Here is a 15,490-nt window from a genome sequence, read left to right as displayed (position 1 = left end):
GGGTGGGGGCCGGGGTTTCGACCGGAGCGGCCTCAACCGGGGCCGCCTCGGCCGGGGCAGACGCAGCTTCGGGCGCCGGCGCTTCCGCGCCCGTTGCCTCGGCGGCAGCGGCCGCCTCGTCCGCCGCCTTGTCGGCGCGCGAGCGGCGTCCGCCACGGCGTCCGCGCTGGCGGGCCTTGGGCTCCTCGGCGGGCGCTTCCTCGCTGCCGGCCTCGGCCGTCGGCGCTTCCGGCGCCTGCGTGGCCACGGGCGCATCGGCGATGGTCAGGGACGCGTCCTCGGCAAGGGCCAGCACCTGCTCGCCGGCCTCGCCGGAAACCGGAGCGGCCGCGATCTCGGTGTCGCCGGCCGGTACCTCGTCGCCGGAGACCGCACCGGCCTCGTCGTCCGAACCGTCCTCGCTCTCGTCGCCCTCATAATCGCCGAAGGCATCGCCGTTCGAGGTCGCCTCGTTCTGCGGGCCGTCATTGCCGTTGCCGCCACCCCGACGCCGCCGGCGCCGGCGACGACGGCGACGGTTGCCATCGCCCTGCTGTTCCTGCTGCGCGGGTTCCGCTTCGGCGCGGGGAGCGGGAGCGGCGACTTCCTCGTCGGATTCTTCCGTCTCCTCCTCAGCGATCGCCGCGAGGTCTTCCTCCTCCGGCTCGATCACAATCTCCGCCGGGCGCGGCAGCGGGATCGGGTTCGCCACCGCGTCGCCCTTGTCGATGGCGAACGGGGTGAGGCCGGTCAGGCTGGCATCGGCGGTGATGGCGATGGAAACGCCGAAGCGTACTTCCAGCTCATGCAGATGCGCGCGCTTGTGGTTCAGCACATAGAGGGCGTTCTCCGCCCGGGTGCGGATGACGAGGTCGTGGGTGTTGGAGCGCTGGAGCATGTCCTCCGCCGCGCGCAGCATCTGCAGCGCGACCGAGGCGGAGGAGCGCACATGGCCGGTGCCGCCGCAATGCGGGCAGACCTCGGTGGAGCTTTCCAGCACGCCGGTGCGGATGCGCTGGCGGCTCATCTCCATCAGGCCGAAATGCGAGATGCGGCCGAGCTGGATGCGCGCGCGGTCGTTCTTCAGGCAATCCTTGAGCTTGCGCTCCACCGCCCGGTTGTTGCGCTTCTCGTCCATGTCGATGAAATCGATGACGATCAGCCCGGCGAGGTCGCGCAGGCGCAGCTGGCGGGCGACTTCTTCCGCCGCTTCAAGGTTGGTCTTGAGCGCCGTGTCCTCGATATTGTGCTCGCGCGTCGAGCGTCCCGAGTTCACGTCGATCGAGACCAGTGCCTCGGTCGGATTGATGACGATGTAGCCGCCGGACTTGAGCTGCACGATCGGCAGGAACATCGCGTCGAGCTGACTCTCGACGCCGAACCTCGTGAAGACCGGCTGCAGATCCTTGTAGGGCTTCACGTTCTTGGCATGGCTCGGCATGAGCATGCGCATGAAGTCCTTGGCCTCGCGATAGCCCTCGTCGCCCTGGACCAGAACCTCGTCGATGTCCTTGTTGTACAGGTCGCGGATCGAGCGCTTGATCAGCGAGCCTTCCTCATAGACCAGCGAGGGCGCGGTGGAGCCCAGCGTCAGCTCGCGCACATTCTCCCACAGCCGCAGCAGGTACTCGAAGTCGCGCTTGATCTCCGCCTTGGTGCGATTGGCGCCGGCGGTGCGCAGGATGATGCCCATCCCCTCCGGCACTTCGAGGTCGGAGGCGACCTCCTTGAGGCGCTTGCGGTCTTCCGCCGAGGTGATCTTGCGGGAGATGCCGCCACCGCGCGCGGTGTTGGGCATCAGCACCGAATAGCGGCCGGCGAGCGAGAGATAGGTGGTGAGCGCCGCGCCCTTGTTGCCGCGCTCTTCCTTCACGACCTGCACCAGCATGATCTGCCGGCGCTTGATCACTTCCTGAATCTTGTAGGTGCGGGCGCGGCCGCGCGGGGCGGCGCGCTCGGGCACTTCCTCCAGCGCGTCGTCGGAGCCGACCTCGTCGACGATCTCTTCCTCGCCGGCGACTTCCTCGACCTCGCCGGTGGATTCGTCATCGGAGGACGGACGGCGGCGCGAGCGGCGCGGCGAGGGGCGGGCGCCTTCCTCGGTCTCGGCGTCGCCTTCAGGGGCGTCCTCGGAAACCGCCTCGTCGCCGGAAGCGGCCTTGGCGGCGCCACGGCCGCGGCGGGACCGGCCCTTGGGCTTGTCCTCGTTCTCTTCCTCCGCCTCGCGGCGCTGCTGGCGCTCTTCCTCGGCCAGCAGGGCCTGCCGGTCGGCGACGGGGATCTGGTAGTAATCGGGATGGATCTCGCTGAAGGCGAGGAAGCCATGCCGGTTGCCGCCATACTCGATGAAGGCGGCCTGAAGGGAAGGTTCTACCCGCGTGACCTTGGCGAGGTAGATATTGCCGCGGAGCGGCTTGCGGTTGGCGGCTTCAAAGTCGAATTCCTCGACTCGGCTGCCGCGCACCACCACCACCCGGGTTTCCTCCGGGTGGGTGGCATCGATAAGCATCTTGTTGGCCATTGAACTCTCATCTGCGCGCACGGCGGCATCCGCTCCGCTGCCGGAGCCGGACGGCTGGGGCCGTGCCTGTAGGCGGTGATGGAAAACGGGCCAGGGGGGCGGAGCGCCTCGCATGCGGGGCGCAAACGCGCTGTCGGCGTCACGGCTCGGCGATCGCGCGCAGGGCGGAAAATACCGCCTCGCACCTGATCTGCACCTGCCGGCTGACGCGTCATCGTTTGCTGCCGTCCATACCTCGACCGAACACGAAGGAGTCGCGACCCATGTGACAGGCCCGGCTCTGGCTTATGGCTGCGATGAGCGCGGCGCGCCCGCAAGCTGCGGGTCAAGCGTCGGAACTGCGCCCGAAGGCTCGGAAACGGCGTCGGCAGTCTCGCTCTCCTCGGCGGGCGGGCCGGAACCTTGGGCCCGGGCCTCCACATGCGCATCGCCACGCGCCCGGCACTTCGGGCGGGTCGGGGCAGGATGTCGGGCCGCTCCATTTCTGGGCCGCCCCGCGCCGTCGGTGAGCGAACGCCGGACGCCAAGCGAGCGACCCGGAATTCGAACCATATGCATGCCCTTAATAGCGGCATGCGTGCCGATTTGGCAAGATCGCGTCATGATCGCGTGCGATGCGTCGGCGCGCGGAACGTTGCCCGTCGGCCACGGCGCGGCGTGAGCCGTGCGGTGGCGGTTAACGCCCGGTTAACCCGCGCTTTCTAATCGGTTAGATAGGGAGATACGGTGCGGTCGACGCGCGGGAGGCTCTGTCCTGACGATGATGTGGCGCGGGGTTTGGCGCAGGTTTCTGTCGCACGCCGGTTTCCGGGCGGCGCTGGCGGGGCTCGCCGTGTCGCTGGCGGCGCTGCCGGCGGCCGCTCCCGTGCGCGCCGCCGACGCCCCGGCGGTCGCCACCGATGCGCGCCTGGCCGGCGACGCAGAACGCACCCGCCTGGTGATGGACCTCTCCCGCTCGGTGCCGCTCGGCGCCTTCACCCTGGCCGATCCCTATCGCGTCGTGGTCGATGTGCCCGACACAATCTTCACCCTGCCGTCGTCGGCGGGGCAGGAGGGGCGCGGGCTGGTGACGGCCTATCGCTTCGGCCTCTTCGCGCCCGGCAAGGCGCGGATCGTGATGGACCTCAACGCGCCGGTGACCATCGACAAGGCCTTCGTGCTGGAGCCGATGGACGGGCAGCCGGCGCGGCTGGTGATCGATCTCGTGAAGACCGACCGCGCGAGCTTCCTCAAGACCGTCGCCGCCCCGGTGCGCCGGGTGCAGGAGAACGTGGACGCCGCGCCGGTGATCATCAGCGCCGGCGATCCGCGCCCGGTGGTGGTGATCGACCCCGGCCATGGCGGCATTGATTCCGGCGCGGTGAATCCGGGCATGGGCGTCACCGAGAAGGAGCTCGTGCTCAAGATCGGGCGCCTGCTGCGCGACAAGCTGAACGAGACCGGCCGCTACCGCCCGCTGATGACGCGCGACGACGACACCTATGTCGCGCTCGGCCAGCGGGTGCGCGTCGCCCAGCAGCACGGTGCGCGGCTGTTCATCTCGCTGCACGCCGATTCGCTCGGCTCGCGCGACGGTGACGTGCGCGGCGCCACCATCTACACGCTCTCCGACCGCGCCTCCGACGCCGAGGCGCAGCGCCTCGCCGATTCGGAAAACAAGGCCGACATGATCGCGGGCCTCGATCTTTCCGAGGAACCGGCCGATGTCGCGGGCATATTGTTCGACCTCGCCCAGCGCGAGACCCGCAATTTCTCCGCCCATTTCGCCCGCACGCTGGCCGGCAATGTCGGGGAGGCGGCGCGCATGCACAAATCGCCGCTGAAATCGGCCGGCTTCAAGGTGTTGAAGGCGCCCGACGTGCCCTCCGTGCTGTTCGAGCTCGGCTATCTTTCCAGCACCCGCGACCTCGAACTCATGACATCGGCGGACTGGCAGGCTAAGGTGACCACGGCCATGGTCGCGGCGATCGATGCCTATTTCGCCGCGCAGAAGCCGGTGGAATCGGCACCGGTGGCGACACCCGCCGCGATGGCGCCGATAACCGGCTTGCCTTAGTCCGCGATCTGTCCTTTCTGGCCGCGAATAGGCCATAGTTGCCCCGCACACGGTGCCTCAGGGCGAATAACGAGAAAATTGGCGCGTCGGGCGAAGCCGCCCACGCCAGCACTTCGAGAGGGCAAAGCCGGATGCGGCTTCTTCTGCGTTTTCTGGGATTCCTGTTCGCCCTCGGCACGATCGTCTTCGTCATCGGCGGAGCGGTGGCGGGGTACTTCGTCTGGAAGTTCTCCCAGGACCTGCCCGACTATTCCCAGCTCCAGAACTACGAGCCGCCGGTGATGACGCGCATCCACGCGACCGATGGCTCGCTGCTGGCCGAATATGCCAAGGAGCGCCGGCTCTATCTGCCGATCCAGAGCATCCCGAAGCGCGTGATCGACGCCTTCCTCTCGGCCGAGGACAAGAATTTCTATTCTCATGGCGGCATCGACGTCACCGGCATCGGCCGCGCCGCCTATGCGTTCGCGCAGAATTACGGCTCGGGCCGCCGCCCGCAGGGCGCCTCCACCATCACCCAGCAGGTGGCGAAGAACTTCCTTCTGACCAACGAGGTCTCGATCGACCGCAAGATCAAGGAAGCGCTGCTCGCCCTGCGCATGGAGCGCGCCTATTCCAAGGACAAGATCCTCGAACTCTATCTGAACGAGATCTATCTCGGCATCGGTTCGTATGGCGTGGCCGCCGCCTCGCTGCTCTATTTCGACAAGTCGGTCGCCGAGCTGTCGATCGCCGAGGCCGCCTATCTCGCCGCCCTGCCCAAGGGCCCGAACAATTATCACCCGTTCCGCCGCCACGAAGCCGCCGTGGAGCGCCGCAACTGGGTGATCGATCGCATGGCCGAGAACGGCTACATCACCCAGAAGGAAGCCGACGACGCCAAGGCGACCGACCTCGCCGTGACCGTGCGCCCGACCGGCGCGCACATCTTCTCGGCCGAATATTTCGCCGAGGAAGTGCGCCGCGAGATTTTCGAGCGCTATGGCGAGGACAAGCTCTATGGCGGCGGCCTCTCGGTGCGCACCACGCTCAACCCCAAGCTCCAGCAGATCGCCAAGAAGGCGCTGCTCGACGGGTTGACCCGCTATGACGAGCAGCGCGGCTGGCGCGGCCCGGTGACCCGGATCGATACGGACGGCGACTGGGGCGCGCGGCTCGCCGATGTGCGCGCCTTCACCGATATTCCGTGGCGCCTCGCCGTGGTGCTGGAGTCCAGCGCGGATTCCGCCCGCATCGGCCTGCAGCCTCAGCGCGACCGCTCCGGCACGCTCTCGGCGCAGCGCGACGTCGGCGTCATCACGCCCGATGGCGTGAAATGGGCGCTGCGCGGCCGCAAGGGCGGCGTGGCCGCCGTGCTGAAGCCCGGCGACGTGGTGTATGTCGAGGGCGTCGAGGGCAAGCCCGACCAGTGGCGCCTGCGCCAGCAACCGCAGATCGAAGGCGCGCTGGTGGCGATGGACCCGTGGACCGGGCGCGTGCTGGCGCTGGTCGGCGGCTTCTCCTTCGACGAGAGCCAGTTCAACCGCGCCACCCAGGCGATGCGCCAGCCCGGCTCGTCCTTCAAGCCCTTCGTCTACGCCTCGGCGATCGACAATGGCTACACGCCGTCCAGCGTGATCATGGACGCCCCGTTCGAGCTGAACCAGGCCGGGCAGGCGACATGGCGGCCGGAGAACTATTCCGGCAAGTTCTACGGCCCGCAGACGCTGCGCTTCGGCCTCGAACAGTCGCGCAACGTGATGACCGTGCGCCTCGCCAACGATCTCGGCATGCCGACCATTGTGGAATATGCCAAGCGCTTCGGCATCTACGACAATCTGCTGCCGGTGCTTTCCATGTCGCTCGGCGCGGGCGAGACCACGACCATGCGCATGGCCGGCGGCTATTCGATGTTCGCCAATGGCGGCAAGCGCGTGAAGCCGACGCTGATCGACCGCATCCAGGACCGCTACGGCAAGACCATCTACAAGCACGATGAGCGCGAGTGCCGCGGCTGCGACGCCGACAAGTGGACCGACCAGCCCGAGCCGACGCTGATCGACCGCCGCGAGCAGGCGCTGGACCCGATGACCGCCTATCAGCTCGTCGGCATGATGGAAGGCGTGGTGCAGCGTGGCACCGGCACCGCGCTGAAGGTTCTCGGCAAGCCGGTGGCCGGCAAGAGCGGCACCACCAACGAGGAGAAGGACGCCTGGTTCGTCGGCTTCACCCCGGACATCGTGGTGGCGGTCTATCTCGGCTTCGACACGCCCAAGCCGATGGGCAAGGGCTCGACCGGCGGCCTGCTCGCCGCGCCGGTGGTGCGTGATTTCATGCAGCTGGCGCTGGCCGACCGCCCGGCCGTGCCGTTCCGCGTGCCGCCGGGCATCAAGTTGATCCGCATCAACCCGAAGACCGGCCTGCGCGCCGGGCCGGGCGAGAATTCGATCCTCGAAGCTTTCAAGCCAGGCACCGCCCCGCCGGACAGCTATTCGGTGATCGGCTCGACCGATTCCACCGGCCGTCCGATCGGCGTCTCGCCCGAGGCTGACCGCGCCATTGGCACCAGCGGGACCGGCGGGCTGTACTGAGCGGGGCCGAACAGATAACCGACATGGCCGGGGGCGACCCCGGCCATTTTCGTTTTCGGCATGTCTCGGTGGCGGATAGGCGCGCTCACGCCATCGGCGTCGAGGCGAACTCCGGGAGCGCCTCCGCGCGCGCGGTGAGCGCGGAGAGCCTTTCCAGCGAAGCGATGCCGGTCCGCTCTAGCGTCGCCTCCGGCAGGATGAAGCGGGCGAAGCTGAGCGCCACCGCCGCGCTGACATCGGCCTGCATCGGGCGCTCTTCCACCAGCCAGCCTTCCGACGTCTCCGCCTCCAGCAGCGCGTAAGCGGCGCGGAGCTGCCCCTCGACGCGCTCCAGCCACGGCGCATGGCGCTTGGCCAAAGGGCGCAGCTCATGCTCATAGACGATCTGCACCGTCTTCTCGCAGGCGGCGAGGGCGAGGCCGGTGAGGCGCTGGTTGCGGGCGAGGGCGGCGAGGTCCGAGGGGGTGAGCCGCCGCGCTTCGGGCGCGAGGCGCTCAATGAAATCGAGGATCAGGGTCGATTCCATCAGCACCACCCCGTCATCGGTGACGAGGCTCGGCGCCTTCACCACCGGGTTGATCGCGGCGAAGGCGTCGAAATGGCGGAACACCGACACAGGCTCATGGTGGAACGGCAGCCCCATGAGCTTCATCGACACCGCCACGCGGCGGACATAGGGCGAATCGAGCATGCCGATCAGGCGCATTGTCATCTCCGTTGCGTTGACGGTCAGCATGGCAAAGTCCGCGCCGGCGTGACATGGTGATCCATCGGCGTTTTGAGATTTCCGGCGATGGATTCAAGGCAGAGCCCACCTATCACCCGCCGCTCCGCCCCGGTGGACCTGGATCATCGCGATCTCGACATTCTCGAAGCCCTGCAGCAGGACGCGCGGATGCCGCTCTCCGAGCTCGGCCGGCGCATCGGGCTCTCGCAGCCGGCCGTCTCCGAGCGGGTGAAGCGGTTGGAGGAGCGCGGCGTCATCGAGGGTTATGGCGCGCGCATCAATCTCGCGGCGGTCGGCCTGCGCATGACCGCGATCATCCGGCTGAAGACCGCCCATGAGCACATCGCCGCCTGCCTCAAGGCGTTCGACGCGCTGCCGGCCATCGTCGAGGTGCATCGCGTGACCGGCGACGACTGCTTCGTGCTCAAGGCGATCGTGCCGGCGCCGGAGGACCTTGCCACCATCGTCGATTCCATCGGCCGCTACGGCATGGTCACCACCTCGGTCGTGCTGCGCAGCGAGGCGGGCAAGCCGCTCTCGCGTGCGCTGCTGAACCGGGGGCGCGGCGCGGGAGACTGACGGGGGCCCGCGCAGGAGGGCGGTTTACAGCTTGGCGCATCCTCTCTATTTTCCGCCGCCTTCTGCCTCCCTTGACGAGAGTGACCATCATGCGCGCCGAGCTCGCCGCGAGCGTCGACGAAATCCGGGAAGCCGCCGGCCTGTTGCGGCAGCACATCGATTTCGACCGTTCCAAGGCCCGACTTGCCGAGCTGAATGCGCTCGCCGAGGACCCGAACCTGTGGAACGACCCCGAGCGCGCGCAGAAGCTGATGCAGGAGCGCGGCACGCTGGAGGACGGGCTCAATTCGCTGGAGCGCATCGAGCGCGAACTCAACGACAATGTGGAACTGATCGAACTCGGCGAGATGGAGGGCGATGAGAGCATCGTCACCGAGGCCGCCGGCGCGCTCGCCAAGCTCAAGGGCGAGGTCGCCCGCCGCCAGCTCGAGGCTCTGCTCTCGGGCGAGGCCGATGCCAATGACAGCTACCTCGAAGTCCATGCCGGGGCCGGCGGCACCGACAGCCAGGACTGGGCGCTGATGCTGCTGCGCATGTACACGCGCTGGGCCGAACGGCGCGGCTTCAAGGTCGAGCTGATCGAGGAGAGCGCCGGGGAGACCGCCGGCCTGAAATCCGCGACCATTCTGGTGAAGGGCCACAACGCCTATGGCTGGATGAAGACCGAGGGCGGCGTGCACCGGCTGGTGCGCATCTCGCCGTTCGATTCCAACGCGCGGCGCCAGACCTCCTTCGCCAGCGTCGACGTCTATCCGGTGATCGACGACCGCATCGTGGTCGACATCAAGGAAAGCGACCTGCGCATCGACACCATGCGCTCGGGCGGCGCCGGCGGCCAGCACGTCAACAAGACCGAATCGGCGGTGCGCTTCACCCACATTCCCACCGGCATTGCCGTGGTGGCGCAGGGCGACCGCTCGCAGCACAAGAACCGCGCAACGGCGTGGGAAATGCTGCGCGCCAAGCTCTACGAGATGGAGCTGAAGAAGCGCGAGGCGCAGGCCGCCGCCGACCAGGCCGCCAAGACCGACATCGGCTGGGGCCACCAGATCCGCTCCTATGTGCTCCAGCCCTATCAGCTGGTGAAGGACCTGCGCACCGGCGTGACCTCCGGCACGCCGCAGGAAGTGCTCGACGGCGACCTCGACCCGTTCATGGAAGCCGCACTCGCCCAGCGCGCCTATGGCGGCGGCCCGGCCAGCATAGACGACGTGGACTGATCGAAAGAGCGGAGATCGCTCTTTCACGCCGGTCATGCGATCCCGGACCGGCCCTCCGGCCGTCCGGGATGACATCGGGAAGGGGGCCGCCTTACAGCGCCTTCGCGGCGGCGAGCACCTCTTCGGCATGGCCGGCGACTTTCACCTTGGGCCAGATTCGGGCGATGCGCCCGTCGGGGCCGATCAGCAGCGTGGTGCGCACCACGCCCCAGAAGCTGCGACCATACATGGATTTTTCCGCCCAGACGCCGTAGGCGGTCAGAACTTTATGCTCGCCATCGCCCGCGAGCGGGAAGGCGAGGCCGTTCTTGGCGCGGAAACGGGCGATCGCCTTGTCCGGGTCGGCGGAAATGCCGATCACGACCGTGTTGGCGGCCGCGAATTCCTCATGTAACCTGTTGAAATCATGGGCTTCCAGCGTGCAGCCCTCGGTGCCCGCCTTCGGATAGAAGTACAGCACCACCTTGTGGCCGGCCTGGGCCGACAGGGTGATCTCGCGGCCGTCGTCGCCGGTCAGCGTGAAATCGGGAGCCGGCGCGCCCACCTCGATCGTTGCCATCTGCCTTCCTTTCGTCGGTTTTTGAGGTGATCGGCTGTGTGCCGGAATGCGGGGTCCCGGTTTAAGCCGGCTTTCGTCAGCTAATTGTCAGTAGCGTCGTATTGATAGGTGTCGCCGTCCGCCAGGGGAGCGGGCAGAATGGCGTGGCTCGCAGGAGAATCAAGCTGTCGATGAAGGAGGTGACGACGCCCAAGGCTGCCGCCCATCCTAAGCATGCCGCCCGGCCGGCCGGCGCGAAGCGTCCGCGGCTGCGGCGCGTCGCTCGGGCCGTCTGCGATGTGCCGGTGCGCGGTCGCCGCCGCTGGCTGCGGGTTTGCGGCTGGTCTTTCGGCGGATTTGGCGCGCTCATCGCGCTCGGCGTCCTCGCCGTCTATCTCCTGTTCGTGACAGGCACCGTCACCGTCGATATCGCGCGGCCCTATGTCGAGCGCGCGCTCGAAGCCCGGCTCGGCGAGGGCCGCACCGTGCAGATCGGCTCCATCGTCTCCGATCGCGCCAGCGAGGGCGGCATGGTGCTGCGCGCCAGCGACATCATGGTACGTGACAGCTCTGGCGACGTGATCGCCACCGCCCCGCAGGCCGAGGTGCAGCTTCAGGACCGGCTGATTCCGTGGACGGTGACGCCCCGGCGTATCGACCTTGTGGGCGTCAAGCTCACGGTCTGGATCAACGCCCGGGGCGAACTCACCATTTCGACCGGCGAGGGCAGCAAGCCGCTGCACACGCCGTCCGTCGCCACCCCGCTGGAGCAGAAGGCAGCGCCCGCGCCGGCCGATGCCGGGGCGGCGCCGGATGTGGCGGTCCAGACGCTGCCGGCGACGCCCTCCGGCACCCCGCTCGCCGACGCCGCGCCGCTCGGTCCGCTGCGGCTCGATGCGCTCGCCGCGCTCGCCGCCAATATCGACCGCGGCGGCCTCGACGGCGGCGATCTCACCGATATCGGCCTCAAGGAAGGCGTGCTGGTGGTGCGCAGCGAGGTCAGCGGCCAGCAATGGACCTTCGACGACATCGACCTCAGCCTGTCCCGCCCGGCCGAAGGCGGCGTGACGTTCGACATGACGGCAGGCGGCACCGATGGGCCGTGGTCGGCGCGCGCGACCGTTGGCGCGCTGGTGAACGGAAAGCGGGGCCTCGGCTTCGAGGTGCGCGATCTTTCCCCGCGCGACCTGATGATCGCGGCCGGCAAGGCCGATGCCGACCTGATCGCCACCTCGCCGCTTTCGTTCCAGGTGAAGTCGGCAATCGACGCGCAGGGCGTGCTGCTGGCCACGCAGGGCCGGCTGGTGGCTGGCGCGGGCGAGTTGCAGCTCGGCGCCGACGCTGACGGGCGCATGATCGTCGATGAGGTGTCGGTCGATTTCAGCGTCGATCCCACCCGCCGCGAATTGACGCTCAGCCCGCTCGCCATTCAGGCCGGGCCGTTCGACCTCGACCTGTCCGCCATCGTCGACGCTCCCGACACCGCCGATGGCGACTGGACGCTGCATGTCACCAAGGCCAATGCCAGCTTCTCCGGCGGCGGGCCCCATGCCGAGAAGGTGCCGCCGCTGGTGCTCGACGACATCGCGCTCGATGTCCGCTTCGATCCGCGCGCCCAGCGCCTGACGGTGGACAACGCGGTGCTCAAGGGGCCGCAGGGCGGGCTTAATCTCGGCGTCGAGCTCGATCTCGGCGCGCAGGAGCCGTTCCTCGGCCTGTCGCTCGCCGCGACGCCGATGTCGGCGACCTCTCTGCTGCGGCTCTGGCCGGTGGTCGCCGCCCCGCCGGTGCGCCGCTGGGTCTATGACCATTTCATCTCGGGCGACGTCTCCAAGGCGGAGATCAAGGTTCACGCCCCGCTGGCCTCGATCGGCAATAAGGAGCGCCCGCTGGAGGGCGACCAGCTCACCATCAACATTGCCGGCAGCAACGGCGTGTTCCGCCCGGTTCCCCAGCTTCCGGCGATCCAGGGCGCCAACGTCGCGGTCGAGATCACCGGCCGCTCCGCCCATGTCGTTGCCAGCAATGCCGCGATGGAGACGCCGGACGGGCGGCGCGTCAGCCTGCCGGAGAGCGTGTTCGACGTGCCCGACACCGCGCCGGAACGGCCCGCCGCCAAGCTCAGGATCGGCGTCGAGGGCCCGGCCGCCGCCGCGCTCGAACTCGCCTCGATGCCGCCGCTGCGCGGCCCGGCCGGCGACCAGTTCGATCCCGACATGGTGCGCGGCACCATCAAGGGTGTGGCGCAGATCAACATCACCCTGTCCGACCACATCACCGCCGGAGACGTCGACTACGCGTTCGACGCGGACCTCACCGATTTCAGCGCCGACAAGGTGTTCCTCGGCCAGCGCCTCGATGATGCCACGGTGCGCGCCTTCGTCACCCCGGCGGCGACCGTGCTGCGCGGGCAGGGCAAGTTCGGCGGCGCGCCGGCGAGCTTCGAATACACCCGCGACAGCTCGGGCAGCGACGTCGCCTTCGTGGTCGAGGCCAAGCTCGACGATGCCGCGCGCAACAAGCTCAATCTCGATCTGGCGGGGCTTTCCGGCGTGGTCGGGGTGAAGCTCACCGGCACGATCACGCCCAAGGGCAAGACCGCCGATGTCGACCTCGACCTCACCGCCGCGCGGCTCGCCGAGCTGGTGCCGGGTTGGTCGAAGCCGGCCGGCAAGCCCGCGCGGCTGACCGCCCGCGCCACCGTGACCAGCACCGGCACGAAGCTCGACGACCTCGTGGTGACCGGCAGCGGCGTGAATATCCGCGGCGCGGTGGAGCTGGATTCCAAGGCCGCCCTGATCAGCGCGAACCTGCCGACCTTCGCGCTCTCCGACGGCGACAAGGCGAGCGTGAAGGTGTCCAACGCCTCCGGCGTGATGAACATCGTGGTGCGCGGCGAGGTGATCGAGGCGCGGTCCTATCTGAAGAACCTGCTGGAGGCGCCGATCGCCGGGCGCAAGGACGAGAAGCCGATGGACATCGACCTCGATGTCGAGCTCGGCGTGGTCACCGGCAATAATGGCGAGGCGATGCGGCAGGCGACCCTGAAGATGTCGCGCCGCAACGGCGACCTGCGCGCCTTCGATCTCGCGGCCCTGGTCGGGCGCGGCGGCAAGGTGCTGGGCACGCTGACCCCCGGCGGCAATGGCAGGCCGCGCCTGCGCGTCGCGACCTCGGATGCCGGGGCGCTGCTGCGTTTCATCAACCTCTATGCCCGCATTTATAATGGCGATCTGTGGATCGACGTCGACGCGCCGAGCGGCGACGGTTCGCCCCAGAGCGGCGTCGTCAACATGCGCGATTTCGTGATCCGCGGCGAACCCGGCCTCGATCGGCTGATCGCGGCCGCGCCCTCCGGCGGGCGCGACGGCTCGCTCCAGCCCGGCTCGGCGGTGGCGTTCAACAAGCTTCAGGTGACGTTCCAGCGCTCGGCCGAGCAGCTCAACATCCGCGAGGGCGCGATCTGGGGGCCGCAGATCGGCTCGACCTTCGACGGCGCGCTGGATTTCGCCAATGACCGGATGTCGGTGCAGGGCACCTATGTGCCGGCCTATGGGCTGAACAACCTGTTCAGCAAGCTCCCCGTTCTCGGCTTCTTTCTCGGCGGCGGCCCCAATGAGGGCCTGGTCGGGGTGACCTACGAGATTGTCGGTCCGATGAGCGGTCCGACCTTGCGGATGAACCCGATCTCCGCCGTGGCGCCGGGCTTCCTGCGCAAGATCTTCGAGTACCGTCAGGCGCCCGATCCGAGCCCGCCCGCGCTGGTCCCCACGCGATAGGCGGCGGGAAGGCGCCGGCCGGTCGGTGAGGGCGCGAGGCGGGCCTCCTTGGAGGCTCGCTGGCGCTCAGGCCGTGACGGTATTCGTATTGCGCGGCCGATTTCCGCTTGTGCCTGAGCCCGATGGCGCGCTGGGACGCAATGCCTTCACAACGCCCATCATGCTGAGAAGCGCGGCGGGGCCGCGCTTCTGGAAGCACGCAGGCCGCTCAGCCTGCCGCCCCGCTGCTACGAGACGCCGCCGATGTGCTCAGACCGGCTTCAGCAGGACGTGCTTCTTCTTGCCGAAGGAGAGCTTGATCACGCCTTCCGGCGTCAGGTCGCGCGCGGTGAGCACGGCCTTGTCGTCGGTGACGGTGGCGTCGTTCACCTTCAGCCCGCCGCTCTTGATCTGCCGGCGCGCCTCGCCATTGGAGGCGACCAGCCCGGTCTTTTCGGCGAAGGCTGCGAGCACGCCGATACCGGCCTCCAGTTCGCCTGCCGGCACCTCGACGCTCGGCAGGTCGGCGGCAACACCGCCTTCCTCGAAGGTCTTGCGCGCGGTCTCCGCCGCCGCCTCGGCCGCCGGGCGGCCGTGCAGCATGGCGGTGATCTCGGTGGCGAGGATCTTCTTCACCTCGTTGATTTCCGAGCCCGCCAGCGCCGACAGCCGGGCGATCTCGTCCATCGGCAGCGTGGTGTAGAGCTTGAGGAAGCGCGGCACGTCGGCGTCCTCGGTATTGCGCCAGTACTGCCAGAACTCGTAGGGGCCGAGCAGGTCGGCATTCAGCCACACCGCGCCGTTGACCGACTTGCCCATCTTCGCCCCGGAGGCGGTGGTGAGCAGCGGCGAGGTCAGCGCGTAAAGCTGCTGCGTCCCCATGCGGTGGCCGAGATCGATGCCGTTGACGATGTTGCCCCACTGGTCGGAGCCGCCCATCTGGAGGCGCACGTCATAGCGCTTGGCAAGCTCCACGAAATCATAAGCCTGCAGGATCATGTAGTTGAATTCGAGGAAGGAGAGCGACTGCTCGCGTTCCAGCCGGGTCTTCACGCTGTCGAAGGACAGCATGCGGTTGACCGAGAAGTGGCGGCCGACGTCGCGCAGGAATTCCAGATAGTTCAGTCCGCGCAGCCATTCGGCGTTGTTGATCATCAGGGCGCCACCCTTGGGACCCTTGTCGTAGTCGAGATAGTTGGTGAAGACGCGCTTGATCGAGGCGATGTTGTCCTCGATGGTCTCCACCGTCATCAGCTTGCGCGCCTCCTCCTTGAAGGAGGGGTCGCCCACCATGCCGGTGCCGCCGCCCATCAGCGAGATCGGCTGGTGGCCGGTCGCCTGAAGCCAGTGCAGCATCATGATCTGGATCAGCCCGCCGGCATGCAGCGAGGGCGCGGTCGGGTCGAAGCCGATATAGGCCGTCACGCTTTCCTTGGCGAGCAGGTCGTCGAGGCCGGATTCATCGGAAACCTGATGAATGAAGCCACGCTCATGCATGGTGCGGAGGAAGTCGGAACGGAACTTGGTCATGGCGGGCCCGGT

General features: G+C 68.2%; 9 protein-coding genes. 5 read left to right on the top strand and 4 right to left on the bottom strand.

The features are described from left to right. A partial coding sequence (locus tag VRZ77_RS08675) for an Rne/Rng family ribonuclease (RefSeq protein ID WP_414592271.1) occupies nt 1–2,500 on the bottom strand: 2,500 nt, incomplete at its 3' end. A gap of 760 nt (nt 2,501–3,260) precedes the next feature. Here VRZ77_RS08675 and VRZ77_RS08670 point away from each other — a divergent pair. Both VRZ77_RS08670 and VRZ77_RS08665 read left to right on the top strand, forming a co-directional pair. Then, the gene (locus VRZ77_RS08670) at nt 3,261–4,556 is read left to right on the top strand and encodes an N-acetylmuramoyl-L-alanine amidase (RefSeq protein WP_414592270.1); all 1,296 of its coding nucleotides are present in this window, start codon (nt 3,261–3,263) and stop codon (nt 4,554–4,556) included. Nucleotides 4,557–4,687: 131 nt separating this feature from the next. Beyond that, nucleotides 4,688–7,126 (top strand): penicillin-binding protein 1A, encoded by a 2,439-nt coding sequence (locus tag VRZ77_RS08665; RefSeq protein ID WP_414592269.1) that lies wholly within the window; start codon nt 4,688–4,690, stop codon nt 7,124–7,126. 85 nt (nt 7,127–7,211) lie between these two features. Here the strand turns inward: VRZ77_RS08665 and VRZ77_RS08660 are convergent, their stop codons facing one another. Next, nucleotides 7,212–7,862: a glutathione S-transferase family protein gene (locus VRZ77_RS08660; protein ID WP_414592268.1), complete on the bottom strand. Its 651-nt coding sequence runs from the start codon at nt 7,860–7,862 to the stop codon at nt 7,212–7,214. A gap of 57 nt (nt 7,863–7,919) precedes the next feature. Here VRZ77_RS08660 and VRZ77_RS08655 point away from each other — a divergent pair, with 57 nt between their 5' ends. Continuing rightward, complete coding sequence (locus tag VRZ77_RS08655) at nt 7,920–8,432, top strand: Lrp/AsnC family transcriptional regulator (protein ID WP_414592267.1); 513 nt, start codon at nt 7,920–7,922, stop codon at nt 8,430–8,432. An 89-nt stretch (nt 8,433–8,521) separates the two neighbouring features. Continuing rightward, entirely contained in the window at nt 8,522–9,652 is a 1,131-nt protein-coding gene (prfB, locus tag VRZ77_RS08650) for a peptide chain release factor 2 (RefSeq protein WP_414592266.1), read from the top strand. Between the two features lie 91 nt (nt 9,653–9,743). On the opposite strand, the gene VRZ77_RS08645 is transcribed toward prfB, so the two are convergent. Further along, on the bottom strand, nt 9,744–10,211 hold the full coding sequence (locus VRZ77_RS08645) for a peroxiredoxin (protein ID WP_414592265.1): 468 nt from the start codon (nt 10,209–10,211) through the stop codon (nt 9,744–9,746). A 170-nt stretch (nt 10,212–10,381) separates the two neighbouring features. On the opposite strand from VRZ77_RS08645, the gene VRZ77_RS08640 reads away from it, so the two are divergent. Further along, nucleotides 10,382–13,969, top strand: a complete 3,588-nt coding sequence (locus VRZ77_RS08640) for a DUF3971 domain-containing protein (protein WP_414592264.1) — start codon at nt 10,382–10,384, stop codon at nt 13,967–13,969. Nucleotides 13,970–14,218: 249 nt separating this feature from the next. On the opposite strand, the gene tyrS is transcribed toward VRZ77_RS08640, so the two are convergent. Continuing rightward, the gene (tyrS, locus tag VRZ77_RS08635) at nt 14,219–15,478 is read right to left on the bottom strand and encodes a tyrosine--tRNA ligase (RefSeq protein WP_414592263.1); all 1,260 of its coding nucleotides are present in this window, start codon (nt 15,476–15,478) and stop codon (nt 14,219–14,221) included. Between the last annotated feature and the right edge of the window lie 12 nt (nt 15,479–15,490).

Source organism: Ancylobacter sp. G4_0304, assembly GCF_047501495.1.
Lineage (GTDB): Bacteria > Pseudomonadota > Alphaproteobacteria > Rhizobiales > Xanthobacteraceae > Ancylobacter.
The sequence above is the reverse complement of the archived record's forward strand: the minus strand, read 5'-3'. Positions and strand labels throughout refer to the sequence as shown.